The organism is Serratia sp. CC22-02 (genome assembly GCF_900182895.1).
GTDB lineage: Bacteria > Pseudomonadota > Gammaproteobacteria > Enterobacterales > Enterobacteriaceae > Serratia > Serratia nevei.
This window is the reverse complement of record NZ_FXUD01000005.1, coordinates 255,445-275,868: the sequence shown is the minus strand read 5'-3', so window position 1 is coordinate 275,868 and position 20,424 is coordinate 255,445. Positions and strand designations below refer to the sequence as shown.

Here is a 20,424-nt window from a genome sequence, read left to right as displayed (position 1 = left end):
CGATTATACGCACTAGCAGCAAAAAGAGCATGGTTATTTCGCTAACCGTTCACTTCGAATTCATAAACGTCGCTGCGACACAGGATATCGCTGAACTCCAGCGCCTCGCCCTGGGCATTGCGGCTGGTCTGGGTGATGTGCAACAACGGCGCGCCGCACGGCACGTTGAGCAGCTCGGCGACCTCGTCGCTGCAGGACACCGCCTTCAGCAGAAAGTGTTTATCTTCAGGCACGATGCCGCGCGATTGCCATAACGCATACAGCGAATGCTCCAGCTGCCCCGGTTCGGGCAGGAAGCGCGGCGGAATATAGGTGGTTTCCAGCGAGACCGGGCTGCCGTTCAGCAAGCGCAAACGCCGCAGTTTGATCACCTCATCCCCCTCCGCCAGCCCCAGCGCCGCCGCGGCCTTGGACGGCGCGCCGACCCGGGTGCGCAGCAACCATCGGTTACTGACGCTGCTGCCGTGGCGCAGCGCCTGAGCGGTGAAACCGCTGTCTTTATCGAGGGAATAGCCGATGCGCATCGCCACGCGGGTGCCAACGCCCTGCTGCCGCGAAATCAGCCCCTTCTCCTCCAGCAGCTTCATCGCCTTGCTGACGGTGACGCGCGACAGCCCCAGGCCTTCCGCCATCTGCCGTTCCGGCGGCAAAAACGCCTCCGCCGCCAACACCTGCTGCCTGATTGCGGTTTCTATCGCCGTCGCCAGCTGAATATAACGCGGCGCTACCGCCCCCTGCGCCAGATGGCCACGCAGCCAGGCCATAAAATCCGTCATTCGCCCGCCCTCTTACCTATGCCATTTGTCTGGATTTCGTTTTTTATCCTATCGCCGATCCGGCGATAAGCCCCTCACCTTAACTAAAATATCGCTAATGTTTTCAGAGTGGCATCACAATTTTTGCCTAATGGACTTTCATTGGATCTAGATCGCGCGTAATCTGTGCTTATTGATGTTGATACATCAATCGCACCAACACCAGGGACCCACTTTAAAAACAATAAAAAACCCGCTGCCAGCCCTAAAGGATACCCTTGATGGCCGGTAGCGGGGATATACTGTCAGCACAAACGGCCGAGAATAAGCAACGTAGCTAATGGATAGCTTGCTCACTGCTCATAGCCACATCACAGGATCCCCTTGCGGTGGGCGCAACGGATCGATGTCGGCAAATAGAAACGTTCCCGCTTCGCCAAACCCCGCTGCAGACCCACTCTTTGACTACACTCATTGGCGCCGTGCGGCCGACGTGCCTCACCCGATAAGGCGGATACCGCCCTCATTTTGACAGACCCGGCGGTCTCAGCCGCTACACACTGCGCGGAATCGGCGTCTTCACCGACAACGGAATAGCCGGCGTCAACCGCGCCAACGGAATCGATTTTCAGTCAACTGCGGCGGCCCTCGCGGCCCTGCGCTACAGGGATCATTTGCTATGACCGATATCAATCGCAATGAAGCATGGAAGGTAGAAAGCACCGGTATCGATCGGGTGCCGGACGCGGAACAGACCGGCAAGCCCATCGAGCTGTTTTGGATCTGGTCGGCGGCCAATATCGGCATTCTCGGCGTGGTGTACGGCGCCATTATCGTCGGCTTCGGCTTATCCTTCCTGCAATCGGTACTCGCCGCGCTGGTCGGCGTCGCCAGCTTCGTGCTGGTCGGCCTCACCAGCTTCGCCGGCAAGCGCGGGCGCACCTCTACGCTGACGCTCTCACGGGTGATTTTCGGCCTGAAGGGCAACGTGGCGCCCACCCTGTTCAGTTGGATCAACCTGATGGGCTGGGAAGCGGTCAATGTGATCACCGGCACCCTGACGCTGGCGGCGCTGTTCGAGGCCTTCGGGTTGGGTAGCAGCCACCTGCTGACCGCGCTCAGCCTGCTGCTGTTCGGCGGGCTCACTGTCGTCGTCAGCCTGCTGGGGCAAAATACCGTGGTCTGGATGCAAAGCTGGTTCAGCCGCATCTTCGGCACCATGACGCTGATCGTGGTGCTCTATATCCTGTTCAACACCGAGTGGAGCCAGGTGCTGGCGCTGCCTTCCGGCAGCTGGTTGACCGGCTTCCTGCCGGCAGTATCGGTGATCGCCGCCGGCACCGGCATCAGCTGGGCGATTGCCGGCGCCGATTACAGCCGCTATCAAAGCCCGAGCTCGTCGAGCAAAAGCATTTTCGCCGCGGTAATGGGCGGCGCCTGTTTGCCGCTGATGCTGCTGATGCTGGCCGGCATCCTGCTTTCCGTGCAGCTGCCCGATCTGGCCAGCGCCGCCAACCCCATCGCGCTGATAGGCTCCGTGCTGCCCGCCTGGATGGCGATCCCTTATCTGCTGGCCGCCACCGCCGGCATCGTCACCATCGCGGTGCTCAGCCTGTATTCCGCCAGCCTTAACCTGCTGACCATCGGCGTGCAGGTCAAACAGTGGCTGGCGGTGTCGATCGACGCGGCCGTAGTGCTGGGCATCGCCCTGTATGTGCTGTTCATCTCCGGCGATTTCATGGGGCCATTCATCTCCTTCCTGGTGTTCTGCGGCGTCTTCCTGGCGGCCTGGGAGGCGATTTTCCTGCTCGATTACCTGTGCCTGCGCCGCCGCCACGGGTATGATGGCAACGCTTTGTACGGCCTGCATGGCCAGAACCGCGGCGTGCGCAAAGCCCCGCTGTTCTGCTGGTTCCTCGGCGCCCTGTGCGGCCTGCTGGTCACCAAAACCGGTTTTATCGACGGCCCGCTGGCCAAAGGCTTGTTCGCCGATTCCAGCCTGGGGCTGTTTGTGTCGTTCGCGGTGAGTCTGATCGCTTACGGTCTGTACCTGACCCAACGCAGAGAACATCAATGAGTGAGTGGGAAGCTGTAACACCTGTCCTGGTTATTGGGGGCGCGGTCGGCGATCTGGTGATGACGCTGCCGCGCCTGCCGACCAGCGGCGAAGATATCGAAGCCCAGCCGCAGGCGCGGCAAATCGGCGGCTGCGCGTTCAACGTGGCGCGCGCGCTGGTGCGCCTGGAAACGCCGGTGATTAACGGCATGCCGGTTGGCAACGGCGAATGGGGCGCGGCTGCCGAAGCCGCCATGGGCGAGCTGGGGCTGGAGGTGCTGTTGCGCCACGGCCAGATGGACAACGGCTGGTGCCTGGCGCTGGTGGAGCCGGACGGCGAACGCACCTTCATCACGGTTTCCGGCTGCGAAAGCCAATGGAATAAAGCGCAGCTGGCGACGCTGCCGCTGACGGAGCACACCCTGATCTACGCCAGCGGCTACGAGCTGGCGGGCGAAAGCGGCGAAGCGCTGCGCGAGTGGCTGACGCGCATGCCGTTCGACCAACCGCGCCTGATCGATCCCGGCCCGCGCATCGCTCAGCTCAGTGAAGATTTCTTCGCCATGCTCAGCGACAGCCACACCCTATTGACGCTCAACCGCGACGAAGTGGCCGCGCTGTGCGGCGCCGGCGACGCCGTAGAGGCCGCGCAGCGCTATGCCGCCGCCCGCAACCTGACGCTGATCTGCCGCCTGGATCGCGACGGCGCATGGATCTGCGACGGCCGCACGCCGCCGCTGCACGTTCCCGCCTATCCGGTAGACGTGGTCGACACCATCGGCGCGGGCGATGCCCACTGCGCCGGTTTACTGGCGGGCCTGTCCGCCGGCTGGCCGCTGCCGCAGGCGGTCGATCTGGCCAACCGGGTCGCCGCTTGCGTGGTGGCCAGCCTCGGGGCCGCCAATCCGCCGGACTGGCAGCAGTTGCAACAGCGCTTCCCGCAGGCCTGACGTTTCAGGGCGCAGCCAGGCTGCGCCCCCAGCCTTACTGCGCCGCCACCGCGCTCTTCTGCGGCGAGTGGCGGTAGTTGAAGCTCAACGCGAACACGATCCCCAGCACCAGCGTATACAGCGCAAACACCAGCCAGATGCTCTGCCAGTCTTTCACGCCGTCATGGCTGAAGAAGTCCACCACCTCGCCGCTGGCGAGCGCCCCGAGATAGGCGCCCAACCCGTTCACCATGGTCATGAACAGCCCCTGCGCGCTGGCGCGGATGCGGTGATCGGCCTCTTTCTCGACGAAGATCGCGCCGGAGATATTAAAGAAGTCGAACGCACAGCCGTAGACGATCATCGACAGCAGCAGCAGAACGAAACCAAAGCCGACCGGCGTGCCGTACGCCAGGAACAGGAAACGCAGCGTCCAGGCCGCCATGCTGATCAGCATCACCTGCTTGATGCCGTAACGGCGCAGGAAGAAGGGAATGGTGAGGATAAAGAACACTTCAGAGATCTGCGACAGCGACAGCAGCACCGCCGGATACCGGACGCTGAGGCTGTCCTGATACAGCGGATTGAGCGACAGATCGTGCAGGAACGGGTTGCCGAAGGTATTGGTTATCTGCAGCGCCGCCCCAAGCAACATGGCGAACAGGAAAAACAGCGCCATGCGCCGCTGGCGGAACAGCACCAGCGCATCCAGCCCCAGCACGCTCACCCAGCTCTTTGACTCGGCCGCGCGGTTGGTCGGGCAGCGCGGCAGCGTCAGCGAATAGGCCGACAGCAGCAGCGACGCCGCAGAAGCCAGGTACAGCTGCAGATTGCTGAGCTCGATTTGGCTAAAGCCGACCAGCCACATCGCCAGAATGAACCCCACCGTGCCGTACACCCGCACCGGCGGAAAGTCCTTCACCGTGTCAAAGCCGTGCTTCTCGAGGCAAAAATAGGAAATGGCGTTGGAGAGCGCGATGGTCGGCATATAGACCATGGCGTTGAACAGCATCACCCAGAACATCAGCATCGGTTGCTCGACCTGCGCCGCGCAGTACAGCGCCAGCGCCCCGAGCAGGTGGCAAAGCGCATACAGAGAGTTGGCCTTCATCCACCGATCGGCAATGATGCCCGCCAGCCCCGGCATGATCAGCGCAGCGATGCCTTTGGCGCTGTAAACCATCCCCACCTGCATGCCGCTGAAATGCAGCGTGTTGATCATGTAGGAGCCCAGCGTCACCAGCCAGGCACCCCAGATAAAGAACTGCAGGAAAATCATGACTTTCAATCGTGTTTTTATCGCCATCGCCATCACCTTGTTATTATGCTTTCAACGATGATTGATGCGGCAGGCCCCCTGCAGCCCGCCGCCGGTTTGCTTGCGCTATTACAGCGTTTTGAACAGCTCGCGGATCAGGCGCATGAAATCGTCCGCCGCCAGCGCCGCGCAGCTGAGCGTTTGTTCATGGGAAAGCGGCGTATCCGACAGCCCTTCGGCGTAGTTGGTCATCGCGGATACCACCAGCACCTTGAGGCCGCAGTGGCGCGCCGTCAGGACTTCCGGCACGATCGACATCCCCACCACGTCGCAGCCCAGGGTCTGCATCATGCGGATCTCCGCCGGCGTTTCGAAATTCGGCCCGGTGTAGGCGGCGAATACCCCTTCCGCCAGCGGGATGCCCGCGCTTTCGGCCACCGCCGCCAGTTGGGCGCGCAGATCGCGATCGTAGGCGTTTGCCAGGCTGAAGAAGCGCGGCCCGAAGCGCTCGTCGTTGGCGCCGACCAGCGGCGATTCCGGCATGAAGTTGATGTGATCGGTAATGGCCACCAGGCTGCCCGGCGCCACCGAGTGGCGCAGCGAACCGGCGGCGTTGGTCGCCAGCAGGAATTCGCAGCCCAGCAGTTTGAAGGTGCGCACCGCGGTGGTCATCACCTGCATGCCGCGCCCTTCATAGAAATGACCGCGCCCTTTCATGCACAATACCGGTACGCCCTCCAGCTTGCCGGCGACCAGCTGCCCGGCATGGCCGGCGACGCCGCTCACCGGAAAGCCCGGCAGCTCCGCGTAGTCGATGGTGACGGTTTCGGTCATCACCTCCGCCAGGGCGCCGAGCCCGGAGCCGAGAATCAAGGCCGCTTTCGGCTGGAACCCCGGCAGGCGTGCGCGGACGACATCGGCGCAGGTAAAAGCATCTTCTTGATTAAACATCGTATTCTCTCTTTCAGCGGGGGATAATAATCCCCATAGTAGAGAGCGAGGCTCAGCCGAGACCAATACATTCTTGGCGGCCGATTTATTCCATTTACCTATAAGTTGAGCTGCGTCACAAGGAGACGATATCCCGGATGAATCAGCCCCATGCCCTGCCCGATCCCGGCCGGATTAACTTCCGCCTGCTGCACTATTTCCGCGTAGTGGCGGAAGAGATGAACTTCACCCAGGCGGCTCGGCGGCTGAATATGTCACAGCCGCCGCTCAGCAAGCACATCAAGGAGCTGGAGAGCCAGCTCGGCGTGGTGCTGTTCAAACGCACCACCCGCTCCATGACGCTGACGCCGGCCGGCCGCACGCTGCTGCGCAACGTCGAGCGGCTGCTGGATCAGGCCGACAGCGCGCTGCATCAGGTGCAACAGATGGGGCGCGGCGAAGGCGGCCACATGGTGGTCGGCATGGTCGGCACCTCGGCCTGGGGCGGCCTGATCGCGGCGCTGCGGCGGTTCAGCGAGCAAAGCGCCGGCGTCACCTGGTCGTTGAACGAGCTGACGCCCAGCCAGCAAATCGCCGCGCTGCAAAAGCGGCATATCGATATCGGGGTCTGGCGAGAGGCGCAGCAGCAGACGCTGCCGGGGTTGACCTGCCAACGGTTGGCGAGCGAAAGCATCGCCGTGGTGCTGCCGCTCGATCATCCGCTGGCGCAGCAGGAAAACATCCCGCTGGCGGCGCTGCAGAACGATAGCTTCATCGTGCTGCCGCCGCATGAGGCCAGCCTGGGGCTGTATCTGCACAATCTGTGTCTGCAGCAAGGATTCCTGCCGGACGTCGCTTATCAGGTCAACGAGCCGCAAACCCTGCTGGCGCTGGTGGCGGAAGGCTGCGGCATTACGCTGCTGCCGGACAGCTACGGCCGCATTCCGTGGCCCGGCGTCCGCTTTTGCTCGCTGCAACAGGCGCCGCCGGCGGATCTGTATGCGGTTTACCGCGCCGACAGCGTCACACCGGTGGTGCAGGCCTTTTTGGAGATGCTGCGGGCGCCGTAAGCGGCCCGCAGCGCAGATTACATCGTCGGCTGCACCATCAGCTGGCCGGCGGTGCCGCGATCGGCCATTTCCAGCGTCTGGCTGTAATACAGGAACGGGAAGTGTTCGGAGGTAGGTTGGTTGAAATACACCAGCAGCTCGACGTCGCCATCGACCCAGACGGTGTCCTTCCAGCCGCGATCTTCCGCCATCGGCTGCGCGCCGTTGACGCGTTTGATCAGGAACTGCACGCCCTGAATATGGAACGACTGCGGCGTATCCGCATGAATGTTCCAGCGTTCCCAGGTGCCTTGCTGCGCCTGCACGTCGATGCGGTTCATATCCCAAATCGCGCCGTTGATGCCAACGCCGCCGTCGCCCAGGCGGAAATCGCGGGTGCGGCTGGCGCTGCCGTCCAACAGCTGATCCGCCAGCAGGCGCATCGGCAGGTTGTCGGTCACCAGCGGCAGCAGGCCGGTCGGGCGCAGCGTCAGCACCTGGGTGGACACCAGAATGCTCGACGGCTCGAACAGGCCGCGCAGGCGATCCATGATGCCCGCCGCTTCACCGGCGGTGATGGTCACCTCGTCGCCCTTCGACATGTCGATCAGCACTTCCCGGCGTTCGCCCGGCGCCAGCGACAGCTGCTGCACCGCGACCGGCGCGGGCAGGAAGCCCTGATCGCTGGCGATCACGTTGAATGGGCGCCCGTCGCTGAGCTGCAGGGTATAGCGGCGCGCGTTGGAGGCGTTAAGCAGGCGCAAACGCACCCAGCCGCGCGACACTTCGACATACGGGTTTTGCACGCCGTTGACCAACAGCGTATCGCCGACGAAGCCGCCCTGCGACGGCGCATCGTATTGCGGCGTGCCGAAGTTATCGAAGCGCTTGTCCTGAATGATCAGCGGGAAATCGTCGACGCCGTAGTGGTTGGGCAGCGGCAGCGCTTTGCTGACGGCATCTTCCACCAGCCACAGCCCGGCCAGCCCGTTGTAAACGTGCGGCGCCATGCGGTTCGGCGTGTTGGCGTGGTACCAGCAGGTGGCTGCCGCCTGACGAATAGGCAGCACCGGCGACCAGTCGACGTTCGGCGACATCATGCGCGGCGCGCCACCCATCAGCGTGCCCGGCACCTGCAACCCGCTGACGGTCATCGCCACCGGCTCCTGCAGGCGGTTGCTGTAGATCAGCTTGACGTCGTCGCCGCTGTAAACCCGCACCGTCGGCCCCAAATACATGCCGTTGACGCCCCACACCGCCGCTTTGCGGTTATCCATAAACGCCCAGTGGGCGCGCTGCAGGGTCAGGAACAGCGGCTGACCGCGGCGAGACTCCAGCAGTGGAGGGATGGGTAATGGGGTCTGCGTTCCGCTCGCCTCTGCCCTCAGCGGCACGGCGCTCGCGCACAGCGCCAGGCCCGATGCCTGTAAAAACTGACGTCGACTGAGTGACATATTTTCTCCATGAAAAGCAATAACTAAACCGTGTGCAAAACCCAAACGCCCGCCAATCAAGATTAGCAGGCGCTCAGGCGTTAACGGCGCTGAACGCCAATTAAAAACGTATTCTTTGAAGCCGGTAGACTCTTATTTTTTGGCGGCGTTGCGCTGGGCGACTTCGGCGTCCAATTCGGCGATCTTCGCCTCCATCAGCTCGCGGCAATGGGCCGCCAGCTCGCGCACGTTTTCTTTGCCGTATTTGCTGGTATCCACCGGCGCCAACATCTCGACGATCACATGACCGTTATTCCAGCGATTAAGATTTATATTACCGCTGGTGGTCGATACGCAGATCGGCACAATCGGCACGCCGGCGGCGATGGCCGCGTGGAACGCGCCGGTTTTAAACGGCATCAGCCCGCGGCCGCGGCTGCGGGTCCCTTCCGGGAACATCCAGATCGAAATGTCCTTCTTTTTGAACTGCTCCGCCACCTGGGCGATGGTGCCGTGCGCCTTGGCACGATTATCACGATCTATCAGCAGATTACCGGTCAGCCAATACAGCGGGCCGAAAAACGGGATCCACACCAGACTTTTTTTACCGACGGTCACGGTGCGCGGCTGCACGATATTCGAGGCCGTCACCATGTCGTAGTTATTTTGGTGGTTGGCGATATAGATGCAGTTGCCGTTGTTGGCCGCATCGGCCGGCACGCGGGTTTCAACCTTGATGCCGAACAGCGTCGACAGGCGGCCGAAAAGGTGGCCGAAGGTCGCCACATGGCGGGGATTGCGCGGGCTGAACAAGCAATAAACAGAACCGAAAATACACACCAGAATACAGAAAAGAGTGGCGAGAACGGCACGCAAAATCAATAACATAACAACCTCATTAGCACACTGCCAACGCAGTTTACTTCGCTGCGCAGATTCCTTTACTCATTATTTGCCGGCCAGGCGATAAGCACGCCGATGTCGCCTGCCTTTCTCGCTATTTTCCCGCCAGCCGGCAATACGCACAATAATTTTATGCGCAGAAATGTTAACTATTTGGAAAATAAACGCCAGCAAAAATAAATAAGGCGGCCACAGCATGCTGCGACCGCCCGTTAACGCTAGCGCCAACGCTTACTCTTCGCTGTCGCCGCCCGACGCCCGCACCGGCGCATCCACTTCAACGCGATCGATACGCTGCAGTCCGCGCGGCAGCTGGGTGCCCTTGCGACCGCGCTCTGCACGGAACTTCTGCAGATCTTCCGGCCGCAGCGTCAGCTTGCGTTTGCCGACGTGCAGCGTGACGGACGCCTGCGGCGGCAGCACGAACAGCCAGGCCAGCTTGTCTTCACCGGCCGCCGCCTGGGCTGCCGGAATGGAGACGATCTTGTTGCCTTTGCCCTTCGACAGCTGCGGCAGATCGGCAACCGGGAACATCAGCATGCGCCCGGCGGCGGTGATCGACAGCAGCATGTCGTCTGCGCCGTGGATCTCCATCGGCGGCAGCGCCCTGGCGTTGTCCGGCAGCGTGATCATCACCTTGCCGGCGCGGTTGCGCGCCACCAGATCGTTGAAGGTGCAAACGAAGCCGTAACCGGCATCGGACGCCATCAGCAGCTTCTGATCGTCGGCCGCCATCAGCACCTGCTCAATGGTGGCGCCCGGCGGCGGCGTCAGCTTGCCGGTCAGCGGCTCGCCCTGCCCGCGCGCCGAAGGCAGCGTCATCGGATCGAGCGCGTAGCTGCGCCCGGTGGAGTCGATGAACACCACCGGCTGGTTGCTCTTGCCGCGCGCCGCGCCGCGGAAGCTGTCGCCGGCCTTGTAGCTCAGGCCGGCCGGATCGATGTCGTGGCCCTTGGCGCTGCGCACCCAGCCCATTTCAGACAGTACGATGGTCACCGGCTCGGACGGCACGAAGTCGTGCTCGCTCATCGCCTTGGCTTCCGCACGCTCGGTCAGCGGCGAACGGCGATCGTCGCCGTAGGTCTGCGCGTCGGCCTGGATCTCTTTCTTAATCAGCGTGTTCAGCTTGCGCTCGGACGCCAGTAGCGCCTGCAGCTGATCGCGCTCTTTCGCCAGCTCATCCTGCTCGCCGCGGATCTTGACCTCTTCCAGCTTGGCCAGGTGACGCAGTTTCAGCTCGAGGATCGCTTCCGCCTGGGTGTCGGAGATGCCGAAACGCTGCATCAGCACCGGCTTCGGTTCATCCTCGCTGCGGATGATGTGGATCACCTCGTCGATGTTGAGGAACGCCACCAGCAAACCTTCGAGGATATGCAGGCGTTTCAGCACTTTCTCGAGGCGGTAGTTCAGGCGGCGGCGCACCGTGTCGCGACGGTAGGCCAGCCATTCGGTGAGGATCTCCACCAGCCCTTTGACCTGCGGGCGGTTATCCAGACCGATCATGTTCATGTTGATGCGGTAGCTGCGCTCCAGATCGGTGGTGGCGAACAGGTGGTTCATCACCTGTTCCAGATCGATACGGTTGGAGCGCGGCACGATCACCAGACGCGTCGGGTTTTCGTGGTCGGATTCATCGCGCAGATCTTCGACCATCGGCAGCTTCTTGGCGCGCATCTGGCTGGCGATCTGCTCCAGCACCTTGGCGCCGGACACCTGGTGCGGTAAGGCGGTGATCACCGCGCTGCCGTCTTCTTTCTTCCACACGGCGCGCATGCGCACCGAGCCGCGGCCGCTCTGGTAAATTTTGCGGATTTCATCGCGCGGGGTGATGATCTCGGCTTCGGTCGGGAAGTCCGGCCCCTGCACGAATTCGAGCAGGTCATCGAGCGAGGCGCCCGGCTTGTCGAGCAGCGCCACCGCCGCCGCCGCGACTTCGCGCACGTTGTGCGGCGGAATGTCGGTCGCCATGCCGACGGCGATGCCGGTGGTGCCGTTCAGCAGGATATTCGGCAGGCGCGCCGGCAACATCTTCGGCTCTTGCAGCGTACCATCAAAGTTCGGGATCCAGTCGACGGTGCCCTGCCCCAGCTCGGCCAGCAGCACTTCGGCGTATTTGGAGAGGCGCGATTCGGTATAACGCATCGCCGCAAACGACTTGGGATCGTCCGGCGCCCCCCAGTTCCCCTGGCCGTCCACCAGCGGATAGCGGTACGAGAACGGCTGCGCCATCAGCACCATGGCTTCATAACACGCGCTGTCGCCGTGCGGGTGGTATTTACCCAGCACGTCGCCCACGGTACGGGCGGATTTCTTGAATTTGGCGCTGTTGTTCAACCCCAGCTCAGACATGGCGTAGATGATGCGGCGTTGTACCGGTTTCAAGCCGTCGCCAATGTACGGCAACGCCCGATCCATGATGACGTACATGGAATAGTTCAGATAGGCGTTTTCAGTGAATGTGTGCAGCGGTAAACGCTCTACACCGTCATGAGTCAGATCACTCATTACTCAATTATCCTCAGACCGTGGCTTGGCAATCCCTGGACGACAATAAGGCATCGCTTGTCGATTCTGCCCGCGATAGTAACCCATCTGCGGGGTGGCTGTCACAGTTGGCGCAAGGATCGCCGGCCGAAGGCGCTGTCGCCGGAGCGTTTAGGCAAAATTCCACCGTGATTGTTGATTAATAATCAACACTGTTGTGCCTGCCGTCACGTTTTTACTTGCCTGGCCAACGATTACACTCTCGTTCAGCAAGCTGTTTTTGCGCACCGCAGCGGAAAACGGCATCTATCTTAACTCTGACGGGAGCCGCAAAAGATGAGCAATATCCTGATTATCAACGCTAAAAAGCAATTCGGCCATTCCAACGGCGAACTCAACCAAACCCTGAGCGACGTGGCGGAAAGCTTCCTGCGCGATCTGCAGCACGATGTGCAGGTCACGGTGGTCGACGACGGCTATGACATTGAGGCCGAGGTGCAGAAATACCTGTGGGCCGATGCGGTCATCTATCAGATGCCGGGTTGGTGGATGGGCGAGCCGTGGATCCTGAAAAAATACATCGACGAAGTGTTCACCGCCGGCCACGGCAGCCTGTACGCCAGCGATGGCCGCACCCGCTCCGACGCCGGCAAGAAGTACGGTTCCGGCGGCCTGATTCAGGGAAAAAAATACCTGCTGAGCCTGACCTGGAACGCCCCGCTCGAGGCTTTCACCGATCCGAACCAGTTCTTCCACGGCGTCGGCGTCGACGGCGTTTACCTGCACTTCCACAAGGCCAACCAGTTCCTGGGGATGGAAGCCTTGCCAACCTTTATCTGCAATGACGTGATAAAACAACCGGATATCGAAACGGACATCGCACGTTATCGCGAGCATCTGGCGGAAATTTTTGCTTAACTGGCAGCGAAGGGCTTAACCAACGAGGTAATGATGATCACCGTAATCGCAGAAATCAAAGTCAAACCCGGCCACCGCGCCACCGTGTTACAAGCCATTGAAAAACTGGTGCCACTGGTGCTGGCGGAAGAAGGCTGCGGCGAATACACGCCGATGGTAGACAGCCACACCCAGGCCCCCTGGCAGAAACTGTCGCCGGACTCGGTGTTTATGCTGGAAAAATGGCAAAGCCAGGCGCATCTGGAAAAACACCTGCAGATCGACCATATGCTCAAGCACCGCGAGACCATCAAGGACTACGTGCTGGGCACCGAGATCTACGTGCTGGAAAACGCACTGTAATCCCCTCAGAGGCCCTCTGCGGCCTCTGGCGGTTCTCCCTCAAGGCGGGCGCTGACGTAGTCGAGAAAACAGGTGAGGCGCGCCGCCAGCTGGGCGTCGTGGTAATACACCGCGTGGATCGGTTGACGCACGTCCAGCGTCTCCCGCACCAGCAGCGGCACCAGCCTGCCCGCTTCCCGATCGCGTCGCGTCATAAAGTCCGCCAGCTGGACAATGCCCGCCCCACGCAGCGCCAACTCGCGCAGCGTCTCCCCGCTGGAGGCCGAGATCGTCGGTTCGATGGCGAAATGCCGCGCCTGCCGGTGGCGTAGCGGCCACTGGTTCAGCGACTCCGGATAGGTGAATCCCAACAGGCAATGGCGGTGCAGATCTTCCACGCCGCGCGGTTCGCCATGCCGTTGCAGGTAATCCGGGCTGGCGAGAATGCGCAACCGGCTGTTGCCCAGCAGGCGCGCGTGCAGCGTAGAGTCGCGCAGCGCGCCGATGCGGATCGCGATGTCGGCGCGTTTCTCCAGCAGGTCGATATTGCGATCGTCGGTGTCCAGCTCCAGCTCAATCTGCGGATAACGGCGGCGGAACTCCGCCACCATCGGCACCAGCACGTGCGCCATGAAAGGGGCGGCGGCGTTGACCCGCAGCCGACCGGCGGGCAGCCGGCGCCGCAGCGCCATGAGTTCTTCGGCCTGATCTACCGAACGCAGGATTTCTCGCGCAGGCGCCAGGAAGCTCTGCCCTTCTTCGGTCAGGCTCAGGCGACGCGTGGTGCGGCGCAAGAGCGTAGCGTCGAGCTTCGTTTCCAGACGGCTGAGTGCGCGGCTGACGCCGGAGGTGGTTTGGCCGAGCCGATCGGCGGCGGCGGTGACCGAACCGCTGTCGACCACCGCCGTGAACGCCAGCAGCTCTTCAAGGGTGATCTTCACGCGGTTCGCCCCAGGTTGACGGGCGCCGCATGCAACGCCCTGCGGGAAAGCAGGCCCAGCGTTTCACCGGGCCAGGGTCAGGCTCAGACCGCCAGTTCGGCCATGTCGCCCTTGTCTTGCAGCCAGTTGCGGCGATCTTCCGAACGCTTCTTGGCCAACAGCATGTCCATCACCGCCAGCGTCTGATCGACGTCATCCTCTGCCACCGTCAGTTGCACCAGACGGCGAGTGTTCGGATCGAGGGTGGTTTCGCGCAGCTGCAGCGGGTTCATCTCGCCCAGCCCTTTAAAGCGCTGTACGTTCGGCTTGCCCTTCTTGCGCTTCAGCTGTTCCAGCACGCCGGCTTTCTCTTCTTCATCCAGCGCGTAGAACACCTCTTTACCGAGATCGATACGGTACAGCGGCGGCATGGCGACATAGACATGGCCGCCTTTCACCAGCGAACGGAAGTGGCGCACGAACAGCGCGCACAGCAGCGTGGCGATGTGCAGGCCGTCGGAGTCCGCATCCGCCAGGATGCAGATTTTACCGTAGCGCAGCTGGCTGAGATCTTCGCTGTCCGGATCGATGCCGATCGCCACGGAAATGTCGTGCACTTCCTGCGAGGCCAGCACTTCGTCCGAGGAGACTTCCCAGGTATTCAGGATCTTGCCCTTGAGCGGCATGATCGCCTGATATTCGCGATCGCGCGCCTGCTTGGCCGATCCGCCCGCCGAGTCCCCTTCCACCAGGAACAGTTCGGTCATGGCCAGATCCTGCGAGGTGCAGTCCGCCAGCTTGCCCGGCAGCGCCGGCCCGCTGGTCAGCTTCTTGCGCACCACTTTCTTGGCGGCGCGCAGACGGCGCTGGGCGCTGGAGATCGCCAGCTCGGCCAGCTGTTCCGCCGCCTGAACGTTCTGGTTCAGCCACAGGCTGAAGGCGTCTTTCACCACGCCGGAAACGAAGGCCGCGCACTGGCGCGAGGAGAGACGCTCTTTGGTCTGCCCGGCGAACTGCGGATCCTGCATCTTCACCGACAGCACGTAGGCGCAGCGATCCCAGATATCCTCCGCCGACAGCTTCACGCCGCGCGGCAGAATATTGCGGAATTCGCAGAACTCGCGCATCGCGTCCAGCAGCCCCTGGCGCAGGCCGTTGACGTGGGTGCCGCCCTGCATGGTCGGGATCAGGTTGACGTAGCTTTCGGTCAGCAGCTCGCCGCCTTCCGGCAGCCACAGCAGCGCCCAGTCCACCGCTTCGGTGTCACCGGCGAAATTACCGACGAACGGCGCTTCCGGCAGGGTAATCAGGCCGTTGACCGCTTCCATCAGGTAGTCGGTCAGACCGTCCTGGTAGCACCAGCGCTGTTCGGTGTTGTTCACCTTGTCGATGAAATAGATCTCGACGCCGGGGCACAGCACCGCCTTGGCTTTCAGCAGGTGAGTCAGGCGCGATACCGAGAAGCGCGGGCTGTCGAAGAACTGTTCGTCCGGCCAGAAGTGCACGCTGGTGCCGGTATTGCGTTTGCCGCAGGTGCCGGTCACCGTCAGATCTTGCACCTTGTCGCCGTTTTCGAAGGCGATGCCGTAGACGTTGCCGTCGCGGCGCACGTTGACTTCCACCCGCTTCGACAGGGCGTTGACCACCGAGATCCCAACGCCGTGCAGGCCGCCGGAGAACTGGTAGTTTTTATTCGAGAATTTACCGCCGGCGTGCAGCCGGCACAGGATCAACTCAACCGCCGGCACGCCCTCTTCCGGGTGGATGTCCACCGGCATGCCGCGGCCGTCGTCGATCACTTCCAGCGACTGATCGGCGTGCAGAATCACGTCGATACGCTTGGCGTGACCAGCCAACGCTTCGTCGACGCTGTTATCGATCACCTCTTGGCCGAGGTGGTTTGGGCGCGTCGTGTCGGTATACATGCCGGGACGACGGCGCACTGGTTCTAGACCGCTGAGTACTTCAATGGCATCAGCGTTATAGCTGGATTGAGTCATCGTTGATTATTTTTTCGTGGTTAAAGGGAGGTGCCGGAACGGTCCGTCAGACCGCGTTTAGCCCTAAAAAATCCACAATCTGGGGGAAGTAGTGCTCGAAACCGACGAAGGCGTGGTTTCCACCCGACTCCACCGTTTGCCGACACGCGGTGTAATACGCCACTGCCTGGCCGTAATCGAGAATTTCATCGCCCGTTTGCTGCAGCAGCCAGATTAAATCCGGCGACTCCAAGGGATCGATCTGCATCACTTTCAGATCGTAAACGTGACGAGACTCTAACACATATTGCTGGCCGGTGTAGGGGTTCTCGTTGGCGCCGAGATAGTCAACCAGCAGCTCAAACGGCTTGACCGCCGGGTTGACCACCACCGCCGGCAGCGAAAAACACTGCGACAGCCAGGTGGCGTAATAGCCGCCGAGCGAGGAGCCGACCAGCCCGAGCGTTTGGCCGGCGCGCTCCAGCACCAGATTCTCCAGCATCTCGGCGGCCTCCGCCGGAAAAGCCGGCAGCTGCGGCACCAGCATCTGGATATCGGGATGGTGCTCAGCCAGCCAGGCCTTGAAGGCCACCGCCTTGGCCGACTGCGGCGAGCTGTTGAAACCGTGCAGGTAGAGCAGTGTCGAAGGCATCAGTATCCATCCGAGTCCATATCGGGGCGGAAATCGTCGTTTTCCAGGCGGAACACCTGCGTCTCGACGCGGCCATCCGGCAACAGATCGAGGTAGCGCCAGCCGGGGGAGACGTCGTCGATGGTGAAGTTCGTGCAGTGCGGCTTGAATTGCACGCAGGTCGAGGGCGTCGCCAAAAGGCGCCGGCCCTGCCATTCCAGATCCAGATCCTGGTGAATGTGCCCGCACACTACGGTATTCACTTTCGGATAACGCAGCAGGATCGCACCCAGCATATGCGGGTTGCGCAGGCTGTGCTGATCAAGCCAGGTACAGCCGGAAGGCAGCGGATGATGGTGCAGCAGCAACAGCGTATAGCGCTCGGGGTGAGCCTGCAGGCAGCGCTCCATCCACTCGAGCTGGTATTCGCTCAATTCGCCGTGCGGTACGCCGAACACCTGGCTGTCCAACATCAGCACTTGCCAGTTATCGCCCAGCAGCACCTGTTTGGAAGGCGCGATACCGGCGGCGGCCAACGCGTCGACCATCGCCGGTTGAAAATCGTGGTTACCCGGCAGCCACACGCAGGGGGCCGGCAGTTGCGCGATGCCGGCGGCGAAGTGGCGGTACGCCTCCTGCGAATGATCCTGCGCCAAATCTCCCGTGGCGACGATCAAGTCGACATCGCGGCGCTGCGCCTGGATGGCGTCCAGCACCGCGTGATAGCTGCGATAGGTATTGATGCCGAGCAACGTCTCGTGTTCGCCGGCAAAAAGGTGGGTATCTGTTATTTGTAGAATCCTGACCGCGGCCCCACTCGCCACGGGCAGTTTAAACAGGCTTTCCAAATGGTGTCCTTTGTTATTTCAGTCTGTCTAACAAACCGGAACCGCCATCGCTCCATGCGCCAAACAGTAGCGCAGCCAATCAGCAAGAAACTGGTTAATTTGATGCTTTTCGTCGCGTTGATGCAACTTTTTATTAGGATAATCATAACGCGCTTTAAAGCGGTAGATCTGCTGACTGGAACACACTTCCGCAACCATGGCGTCATGGTACAGCCGCACCGTCATCGCGGGCAGGCTCCAGTAGCTGACCGCCGGAAAGATCTGCTCGATCTCCACCAGCGACGTGTAACGCGTGGACTCAACGATGGTCAAACGATAGCCGGCGCCGTTCACCTGATAAGTCACCGTTTCGCCCGCTTCGTCGTTGCGCGGCAACAAGCGGCGCAATTGCGCGAAGTTGGTTTCGCACAATCTCATCATTTCGGGGAAATCAGGGGTATAGCGCTGTTTCATTAGTTGGCCCACTCTTTTCTCAACGATTCATGGTGCAACGCCAGCCATTGCAATGCAATCACTGATGCGGCGTTATCGATCGCGCCCTCCTCCACCCAGCGGTAAGCCTGCTCGCGGCTGACCACGTGGACGCGGATATCCTCATGTTCTTCCGCCAGGCCATGGATGCCTTCGGCGGTGCCGGCGTCTACCTCGCCGACCATGATCGACAGACGTTCGCTGGTGCCCCCTGGGCTGGCCAGATAGCTCAGCACCGGCTTGCAGCGCCCGACCACCACGCCGGCCTCTTCCTGCGCTTCGCGGCGGCACACGTCTTCGACGCTTTCGCCGGTTTCGATCATACCCGCCACCATTTCCAGCAGCCAGGGCGAATTACTGGTATCGACCGCGGCGATGCGCAGTTGTTCAATCAGTACCACTTCGTCGCGCACCGGATCGTAGGGCAGCAGCACCGCCGCATGGCCGCGCTCGAAAATTTCACGCGTGATTTCAGGACTCATTTCACCATTGAACAAGCGATGGCGAAACCGGTATAAATTGAGTGAAAAAAAACCACGATACAGCGTCTCGCGTGCAATAATTTCTACATCTTTTTTATCGAAAGTGACGGGTGACGGCTGCGAACGGTTCATGTGCGAATTCTCCTGCGTAGTATGCCGATAAAATAAACGGTTTTGATGACAGAAACAGTGGGACTCTCCGCCGCGGCTTTATGTTAGGCTGTTTTTCGCCGCCGGATGCGGCACGTTTGTGCGCTCGCATGTAATAGTGGGAAACAATCCGGATTGTCAGCCATAATATCAGCTGCAGCCGACCCGGGCAGTTTGCCAAGGTAAATGGGCGGTCTGGAAGGTAAAAGTTACGCGAGATGGCACATTCAGCCACCTGATGCGTACCGCAGACTCTGCTAGAATCGGCAACTATTTCGTCTATCGTCAGCGCTAACATAGCAATATTGCTGCACAACAAGGAATGCAAATGAAGAAACTGCTCCCCCTTCTTATCGGACTGAGCCTGGGCGGCTTCAGTGCAATGAGCCAGGCAGAGAACCTGCTGCAGGTCTACAAACAGGCCAGGGAAAGTAACCCGGATCTGCGCAAAAGTGCTGCTGACCGCGACGCCGCATTCGAAAAGATCAATGAAGCGCGCAGCCCGCTGCTGCCGCAGCTCGGCCTGAGCGCCGGTTACAACTACAACAACGGCTATCGCGACAGCAACGGCGTCAACAGCAATGTCACCAGCGCTTCGCTCGGCCTGACGCAAACCATCTTCGACATGTCGAAATGGCGTGCGCTGACGCTGCAGGAAAAGACCGCCGGCATCTCCGACGTGACCTTCCAGACCGCGGAACAGCAGCTGATCCTCAACACCGCCACCGCCTATTTCAACGTGCTGAGCGCCATTGACACGCTCTCTTATACCCAGGCGAACAAACAAGCGGTTTACCGCACGCTGGATCAAACCACCCAACGCTTCAACGTAGGCCTGGTGGCGATCACCGACGTGCAGAACGCCCGTTCCGCCTACGATACCGTGCTGGCGGCCGAAGTCACCGCCCGCAACAACCTGGACAACGCGCTGGAATCGCTGCGCCAGATCACCGGCACCTTCTATCCTGAGCTGGCCTCGCTGAATACCGATCGCTTCAATACCCAGCGCCCGGAAGCGGTGAACAACCTGCTGAAAGAAGCGGAAGCGCGCAACCTGAGCCTGCTGTCTGCCCGTCTGAGCCAGGACCTGGCGCGCGAGCAGATCCGCTCTGCGCAGACCGGTTACATGCCAACGGTCAACCTGAATGCGTCGACCGGGATCACCAATACCCGTTACAACGGTTCCGCCACTCACGACACGCTGAGCTCCAGCCGTTACAGCAATTCTGACGCCGGTCAGAACCAGGTTGGCGTTTCGATCAGCCTGCCGCTGTACAGCGGCGGCGCAACCAATTCGCAGGTGGAACAGGCGCAGTACGGCTTCGTCGGCGCCAGCGAGCAGCTGGAAAGCGCCCACCGCGGCGTAGTGCAGACCGTGCGTTCGTCGTTCAACAACGTCAACGCCTCGATCAGCAGCATCAACGCCTACAAACAGGCAGTGATCTCCGCGCAGAGCTCGTTGGATGCGATGGAAGCCGGTTATCAGGTCGGTACCCGCACCATCGTCGACGTACTGAACGCCACCAGTACCCTGTATAACGCCAAGCAGCAGCTTTCCAGCGCGCGTTATACCTACCTGATCAACCAGCTGAACATCAAGTCGGCGCTCGGCACGCTGAACCAGAACGATCTGCTGACGCTGAACGGCGCACTGGGCAAACCGGTGTCGACCGCGCCTGACGCCGTCGCGCCGCAGAACCGCTCTCAGGACGCCTACGCGGACGGCTACCAGGACAACGCGCCGATGCAACAGGTCGCCGCGCCGGCACCGAGCGCCACACGCGCTGCGGCACCGGCCGTCAGCCAACCGGCACGCAACAGCGGCAACCCATTCCGCAACTGATGCGCGCGCGTTGATAAACACGGGGTCCGGCCTGCGCCGCACCCCGTTTTTTTTGCCCCGATTT

The 20,424-nt window shown here is 61.4% G+C and carries 18 protein-coding genes; 6 read left to right on the top strand and 12 right to left on the bottom strand.

Annotated features, from left to right (window positions below):
• Positions 1 to 41: 41 nt before the first annotated feature.
• Positions 42 to 776 (bottom strand): GntR family transcriptional regulator, encoded by a 735-nt coding sequence (locus QOL81_RS18270; protein ID WP_089186467.1) that lies wholly within the window; start codon positions 774 to 776, stop codon positions 42 to 44.
• A 658-nt stretch (positions 777 to 1,434) separates the two neighbouring features.
• On the opposite strand from QOL81_RS18270, the gene QOL81_RS18265 reads away from it, so the two are divergent.
• Both QOL81_RS18265 and QOL81_RS18260 read left to right on the top strand, forming a co-directional pair.
• Positions 1,435 to 2,832, top strand: coding sequence for a purine-cytosine permease family protein (locus QOL81_RS18265; protein WP_049296251.1), 1,398 nt, complete (start codon positions 1,435 to 1,437; stop codon positions 2,830 to 2,832).
• A complete protein-coding gene (locus QOL81_RS18260; RefSeq protein ID WP_060424774.1) occupies positions 2,829 to 3,761 on the top strand; it encodes a PfkB family carbohydrate kinase in 933 nt (310 codons plus the stop codon). The genes QOL81_RS18265 and QOL81_RS18260 overlap by 4 nt, the downstream gene beginning before the upstream one ends.
• A gap of 34 nt (positions 3,762 to 3,795) precedes the next feature.
• Here the strand turns inward: QOL81_RS18260 and QOL81_RS18255 are convergent, their stop codons facing one another.
• Together QOL81_RS18255 and xapA are read right to left on the bottom strand one after the other, a co-directional pair.
• Positions 3,796 to 5,046, bottom strand: coding sequence for a nucleoside permease (locus tag QOL81_RS18255; RefSeq protein ID WP_169318768.1), 1,251 nt, complete (start codon positions 5,044 to 5,046; stop codon positions 3,796 to 3,798).
• A gap of 81 nt (positions 5,047 to 5,127) precedes the next feature.
• On the bottom strand, positions 5,128 to 5,949 hold the full coding sequence (gene xapA, locus QOL81_RS18250) for a xanthosine phosphorylase (RefSeq protein ID WP_283439977.1): 822 nt from the start codon (positions 5,947 to 5,949) through the stop codon (positions 5,128 to 5,130).
• 137 nt (positions 5,950 to 6,086) lie between these two features.
• Here xapA and QOL81_RS18245 point away from each other — a divergent pair, with 137 nt between their 5' ends.
• On the top strand, positions 6,087 to 6,998 hold the full coding sequence (locus tag QOL81_RS18245; protein ID WP_049198459.1) for a LysR family transcriptional regulator: 912 nt from the start codon (positions 6,087 to 6,089) through the stop codon (positions 6,996 to 6,998).
• A gap of 17 nt (positions 6,999 to 7,015) precedes the next feature.
• Here the strand turns inward: QOL81_RS18245 and ftsP are convergent, their stop codons facing one another.
• The 3 genes from ftsP to parC all read right to left on the bottom strand — a co-directional run bounded on the left by ftsP (position 7,016) and on the right by parC (position 11,818).
• Positions 7,016 to 8,431 carry a cell division protein FtsP gene (gene ftsP, locus QOL81_RS18240; RefSeq protein ID WP_049198460.1) on the bottom strand — a complete coding sequence of 472 codons (1,416 nt, stop codon included), beginning with the start codon at positions 8,429 to 8,431 and terminating at the stop codon, positions 7,016 to 7,018.
• A 132-nt stretch (positions 8,432 to 8,563) separates the two neighbouring features.
• Positions 8,564 to 9,298 (bottom strand): 1-acylglycerol-3-phosphate O-acyltransferase, encoded by a 735-nt coding sequence (locus QOL81_RS18235; RefSeq protein ID WP_004937266.1) that lies wholly within the window; start codon positions 9,296 to 9,298, stop codon positions 8,564 to 8,566.
• A 246-nt stretch (positions 9,299 to 9,544) separates the two neighbouring features.
• Positions 9,545 to 11,818, bottom strand: coding sequence for a DNA topoisomerase IV subunit A (gene parC / locus QOL81_RS18230; protein WP_025304301.1), 2,274 nt, complete (start codon positions 11,816 to 11,818; stop codon positions 9,545 to 9,547).
• 315 nt (positions 11,819 to 12,133) lie between these two features.
• On the opposite strand from parC, the gene QOL81_RS18225 reads away from it, so the two are divergent.
• Together QOL81_RS18225 and QOL81_RS18220 are read left to right on the top strand one after the other, a co-directional pair.
• Positions 12,134 to 12,715, top strand: coding sequence for an NAD(P)H-dependent oxidoreductase (locus tag QOL81_RS18225; protein ID WP_038879461.1), 582 nt, complete (start codon positions 12,134 to 12,136; stop codon positions 12,713 to 12,715).
• 33 nt (positions 12,716 to 12,748) lie between these two features.
• Positions 12,749 to 13,057 (top strand): putative quinol monooxygenase, encoded by a 309-nt coding sequence (locus QOL81_RS18220; RefSeq protein WP_033638602.1) that lies wholly within the window; start codon positions 12,749 to 12,751, stop codon positions 13,055 to 13,057.
• Between the two features lie 5 nt (positions 13,058 to 13,062).
• Here QOL81_RS18220 and QOL81_RS18215 read toward each other — a convergent pair whose 3' ends face one another.
• The 6 genes from QOL81_RS18215 to nudF all read right to left on the bottom strand — a co-directional run bounded on the left by QOL81_RS18215 (position 13,063) and on the right by nudF (position 18,499).
• Entirely contained in the window at positions 13,063 to 13,977 is a 915-nt protein-coding gene (locus tag QOL81_RS18215) for a LysR substrate-binding domain-containing protein (RefSeq protein ID WP_060424765.1), read from the bottom strand.
• An 83-nt stretch (positions 13,978 to 14,060) separates the two neighbouring features.
• Positions 14,061 to 15,956: a DNA topoisomerase IV subunit B gene (parE, locus tag QOL81_RS18210; protein WP_025304305.1), complete on the bottom strand. Its 1,896-nt coding sequence runs from the start codon at positions 15,954 to 15,956 to the stop codon at positions 14,061 to 14,063.
• 46 nt (positions 15,957 to 16,002) lie between these two features.
• Positions 16,003 to 16,587 (bottom strand): esterase YqiA, encoded by a 585-nt coding sequence (yqiA, locus tag QOL81_RS18205; protein WP_038879469.1) that lies wholly within the window; start codon positions 16,585 to 16,587, stop codon positions 16,003 to 16,005.
• Positions 16,587 to 17,414 carry a 3',5'-cyclic-AMP phosphodiesterase gene (gene cpdA / locus QOL81_RS18200; protein ID WP_004937250.1) on the bottom strand — a complete coding sequence of 276 codons (828 nt, stop codon included), beginning with the start codon at positions 17,412 to 17,414 and terminating at the stop codon, positions 16,587 to 16,589. Before cpdA ends, yqiA begins: the two co-directional genes overlap by 1 nt.
• A gap of 27 nt (positions 17,415 to 17,441) precedes the next feature.
• Positions 17,442 to 17,867, bottom strand: coding sequence for a DUF1249 family protein (locus QOL81_RS18195; RefSeq protein WP_004937244.1), 426 nt, complete (start codon positions 17,865 to 17,867; stop codon positions 17,442 to 17,444).
• A complete protein-coding gene (gene nudF, locus QOL81_RS18190; RefSeq protein WP_004937242.1) occupies positions 17,867 to 18,499 on the bottom strand; it encodes an ADP-ribose diphosphatase in 633 nt (210 codons plus the stop codon). The genes QOL81_RS18195 and nudF overlap by 1 nt, the downstream gene beginning before the upstream one ends.
• A 346-nt stretch (positions 18,500 to 18,845) precedes the next feature.
• On the opposite strand from nudF, the gene tolC reads away from it, so the two are divergent.
• The gene (gene tolC, locus QOL81_RS18185; RefSeq protein ID WP_070915375.1) at positions 18,846 to 20,360 is read left to right on the top strand and encodes an outer membrane channel protein TolC; all 1,515 of its coding nucleotides are present in this window, start codon (positions 18,846 to 18,848) and stop codon (positions 20,358 to 20,360) included.
• Positions 20,361 to 20,424 lie beyond the last annotated feature (64 nt).

Coding starts and splice junctions, on each gene's coding strand:
- xapA (WP_283439977.1), bottom strand. CDS start 5,949: ATGTTTAATCAAGAAGATGCTTTTACCTGCGCCGATGTCGTCCGCGCA.
- nudF (WP_004937242.1), bottom strand. CDS start 18,499: ATGAACCGTTCGCAGCCGTCACCCGTCACTTTCGATAAAAAAGATGTA.
- ftsP (WP_049198460.1), bottom strand. CDS start 8,431: ATGTCACTCAGTCGACGTCAGTTTTTACAGGCATCGGGCCTGGCGCTG.
- yqiA (WP_038879469.1), bottom strand. CDS start 16,587: ATGCCTTCGACACTGCTCTACCTGCACGGTTTCAACAGCTCGCCGCAG.
- QOL81_RS18245 (WP_049198459.1), top strand. CDS start 6,087: ATGAATCAGCCCCATGCCCTGCCCGATCCCGGCCGGATTAACTTCCGC.
- QOL81_RS18220 (WP_033638602.1), top strand. CDS start 12,749: ATGATCACCGTAATCGCAGAAATCAAAGTCAAACCCGGCCACCGCGCC.
- QOL81_RS18255 (WP_169318768.1), bottom strand. CDS start 5,046: ATGGCGATAAAAACACGATTGAAAGTCATGATTTTCCTGCAGTTCTTT.
- QOL81_RS18225 (WP_038879461.1), top strand. CDS start 12,134: ATGAGCAATATCCTGATTATCAACGCTAAAAAGCAATTCGGCCATTCC.
- QOL81_RS18235 (WP_004937266.1), bottom strand. CDS start 9,298: ATGTTATTGATTTTGCGTGCCGTTCTCGCCACTCTTTTCTGTATTCTG.
- QOL81_RS18270 (WP_089186467.1), bottom strand. CDS start 776: ATGACGGATTTTATGGCCTGGCTGCGTGGCCATCTGGCGCAGGGGGCG.
- parC (WP_025304301.1), bottom strand. CDS start 11,818: ATGAGTGATCTGACTCATGACGGTGTAGAGCGTTTACCGCTGCACACA.
- tolC (WP_070915375.1), top strand. CDS start 18,846: ATGAAGAAACTGCTCCCCCTTCTTATCGGACTGAGCCTGGGCGGCTTC.
- QOL81_RS18260 (WP_060424774.1), top strand. CDS start 2,829: ATGAGTGAGTGGGAAGCTGTAACACCTGTCCTGGTTATTGGGGGCGCG.
- QOL81_RS18265 (WP_049296251.1), top strand. CDS start 1,435: ATGACCGATATCAATCGCAATGAAGCATGGAAGGTAGAAAGCACCGGT.
- QOL81_RS18195 (WP_004937244.1), bottom strand. CDS start 17,867: ATGAAACAGCGCTATACCCCTGATTTCCCCGAAATGATGAGATTGTGC.
- parE (WP_025304305.1), bottom strand. CDS start 15,956: ATGACTCAATCCAGCTATAACGCTGATGCCATTGAAGTACTCAGCGGT.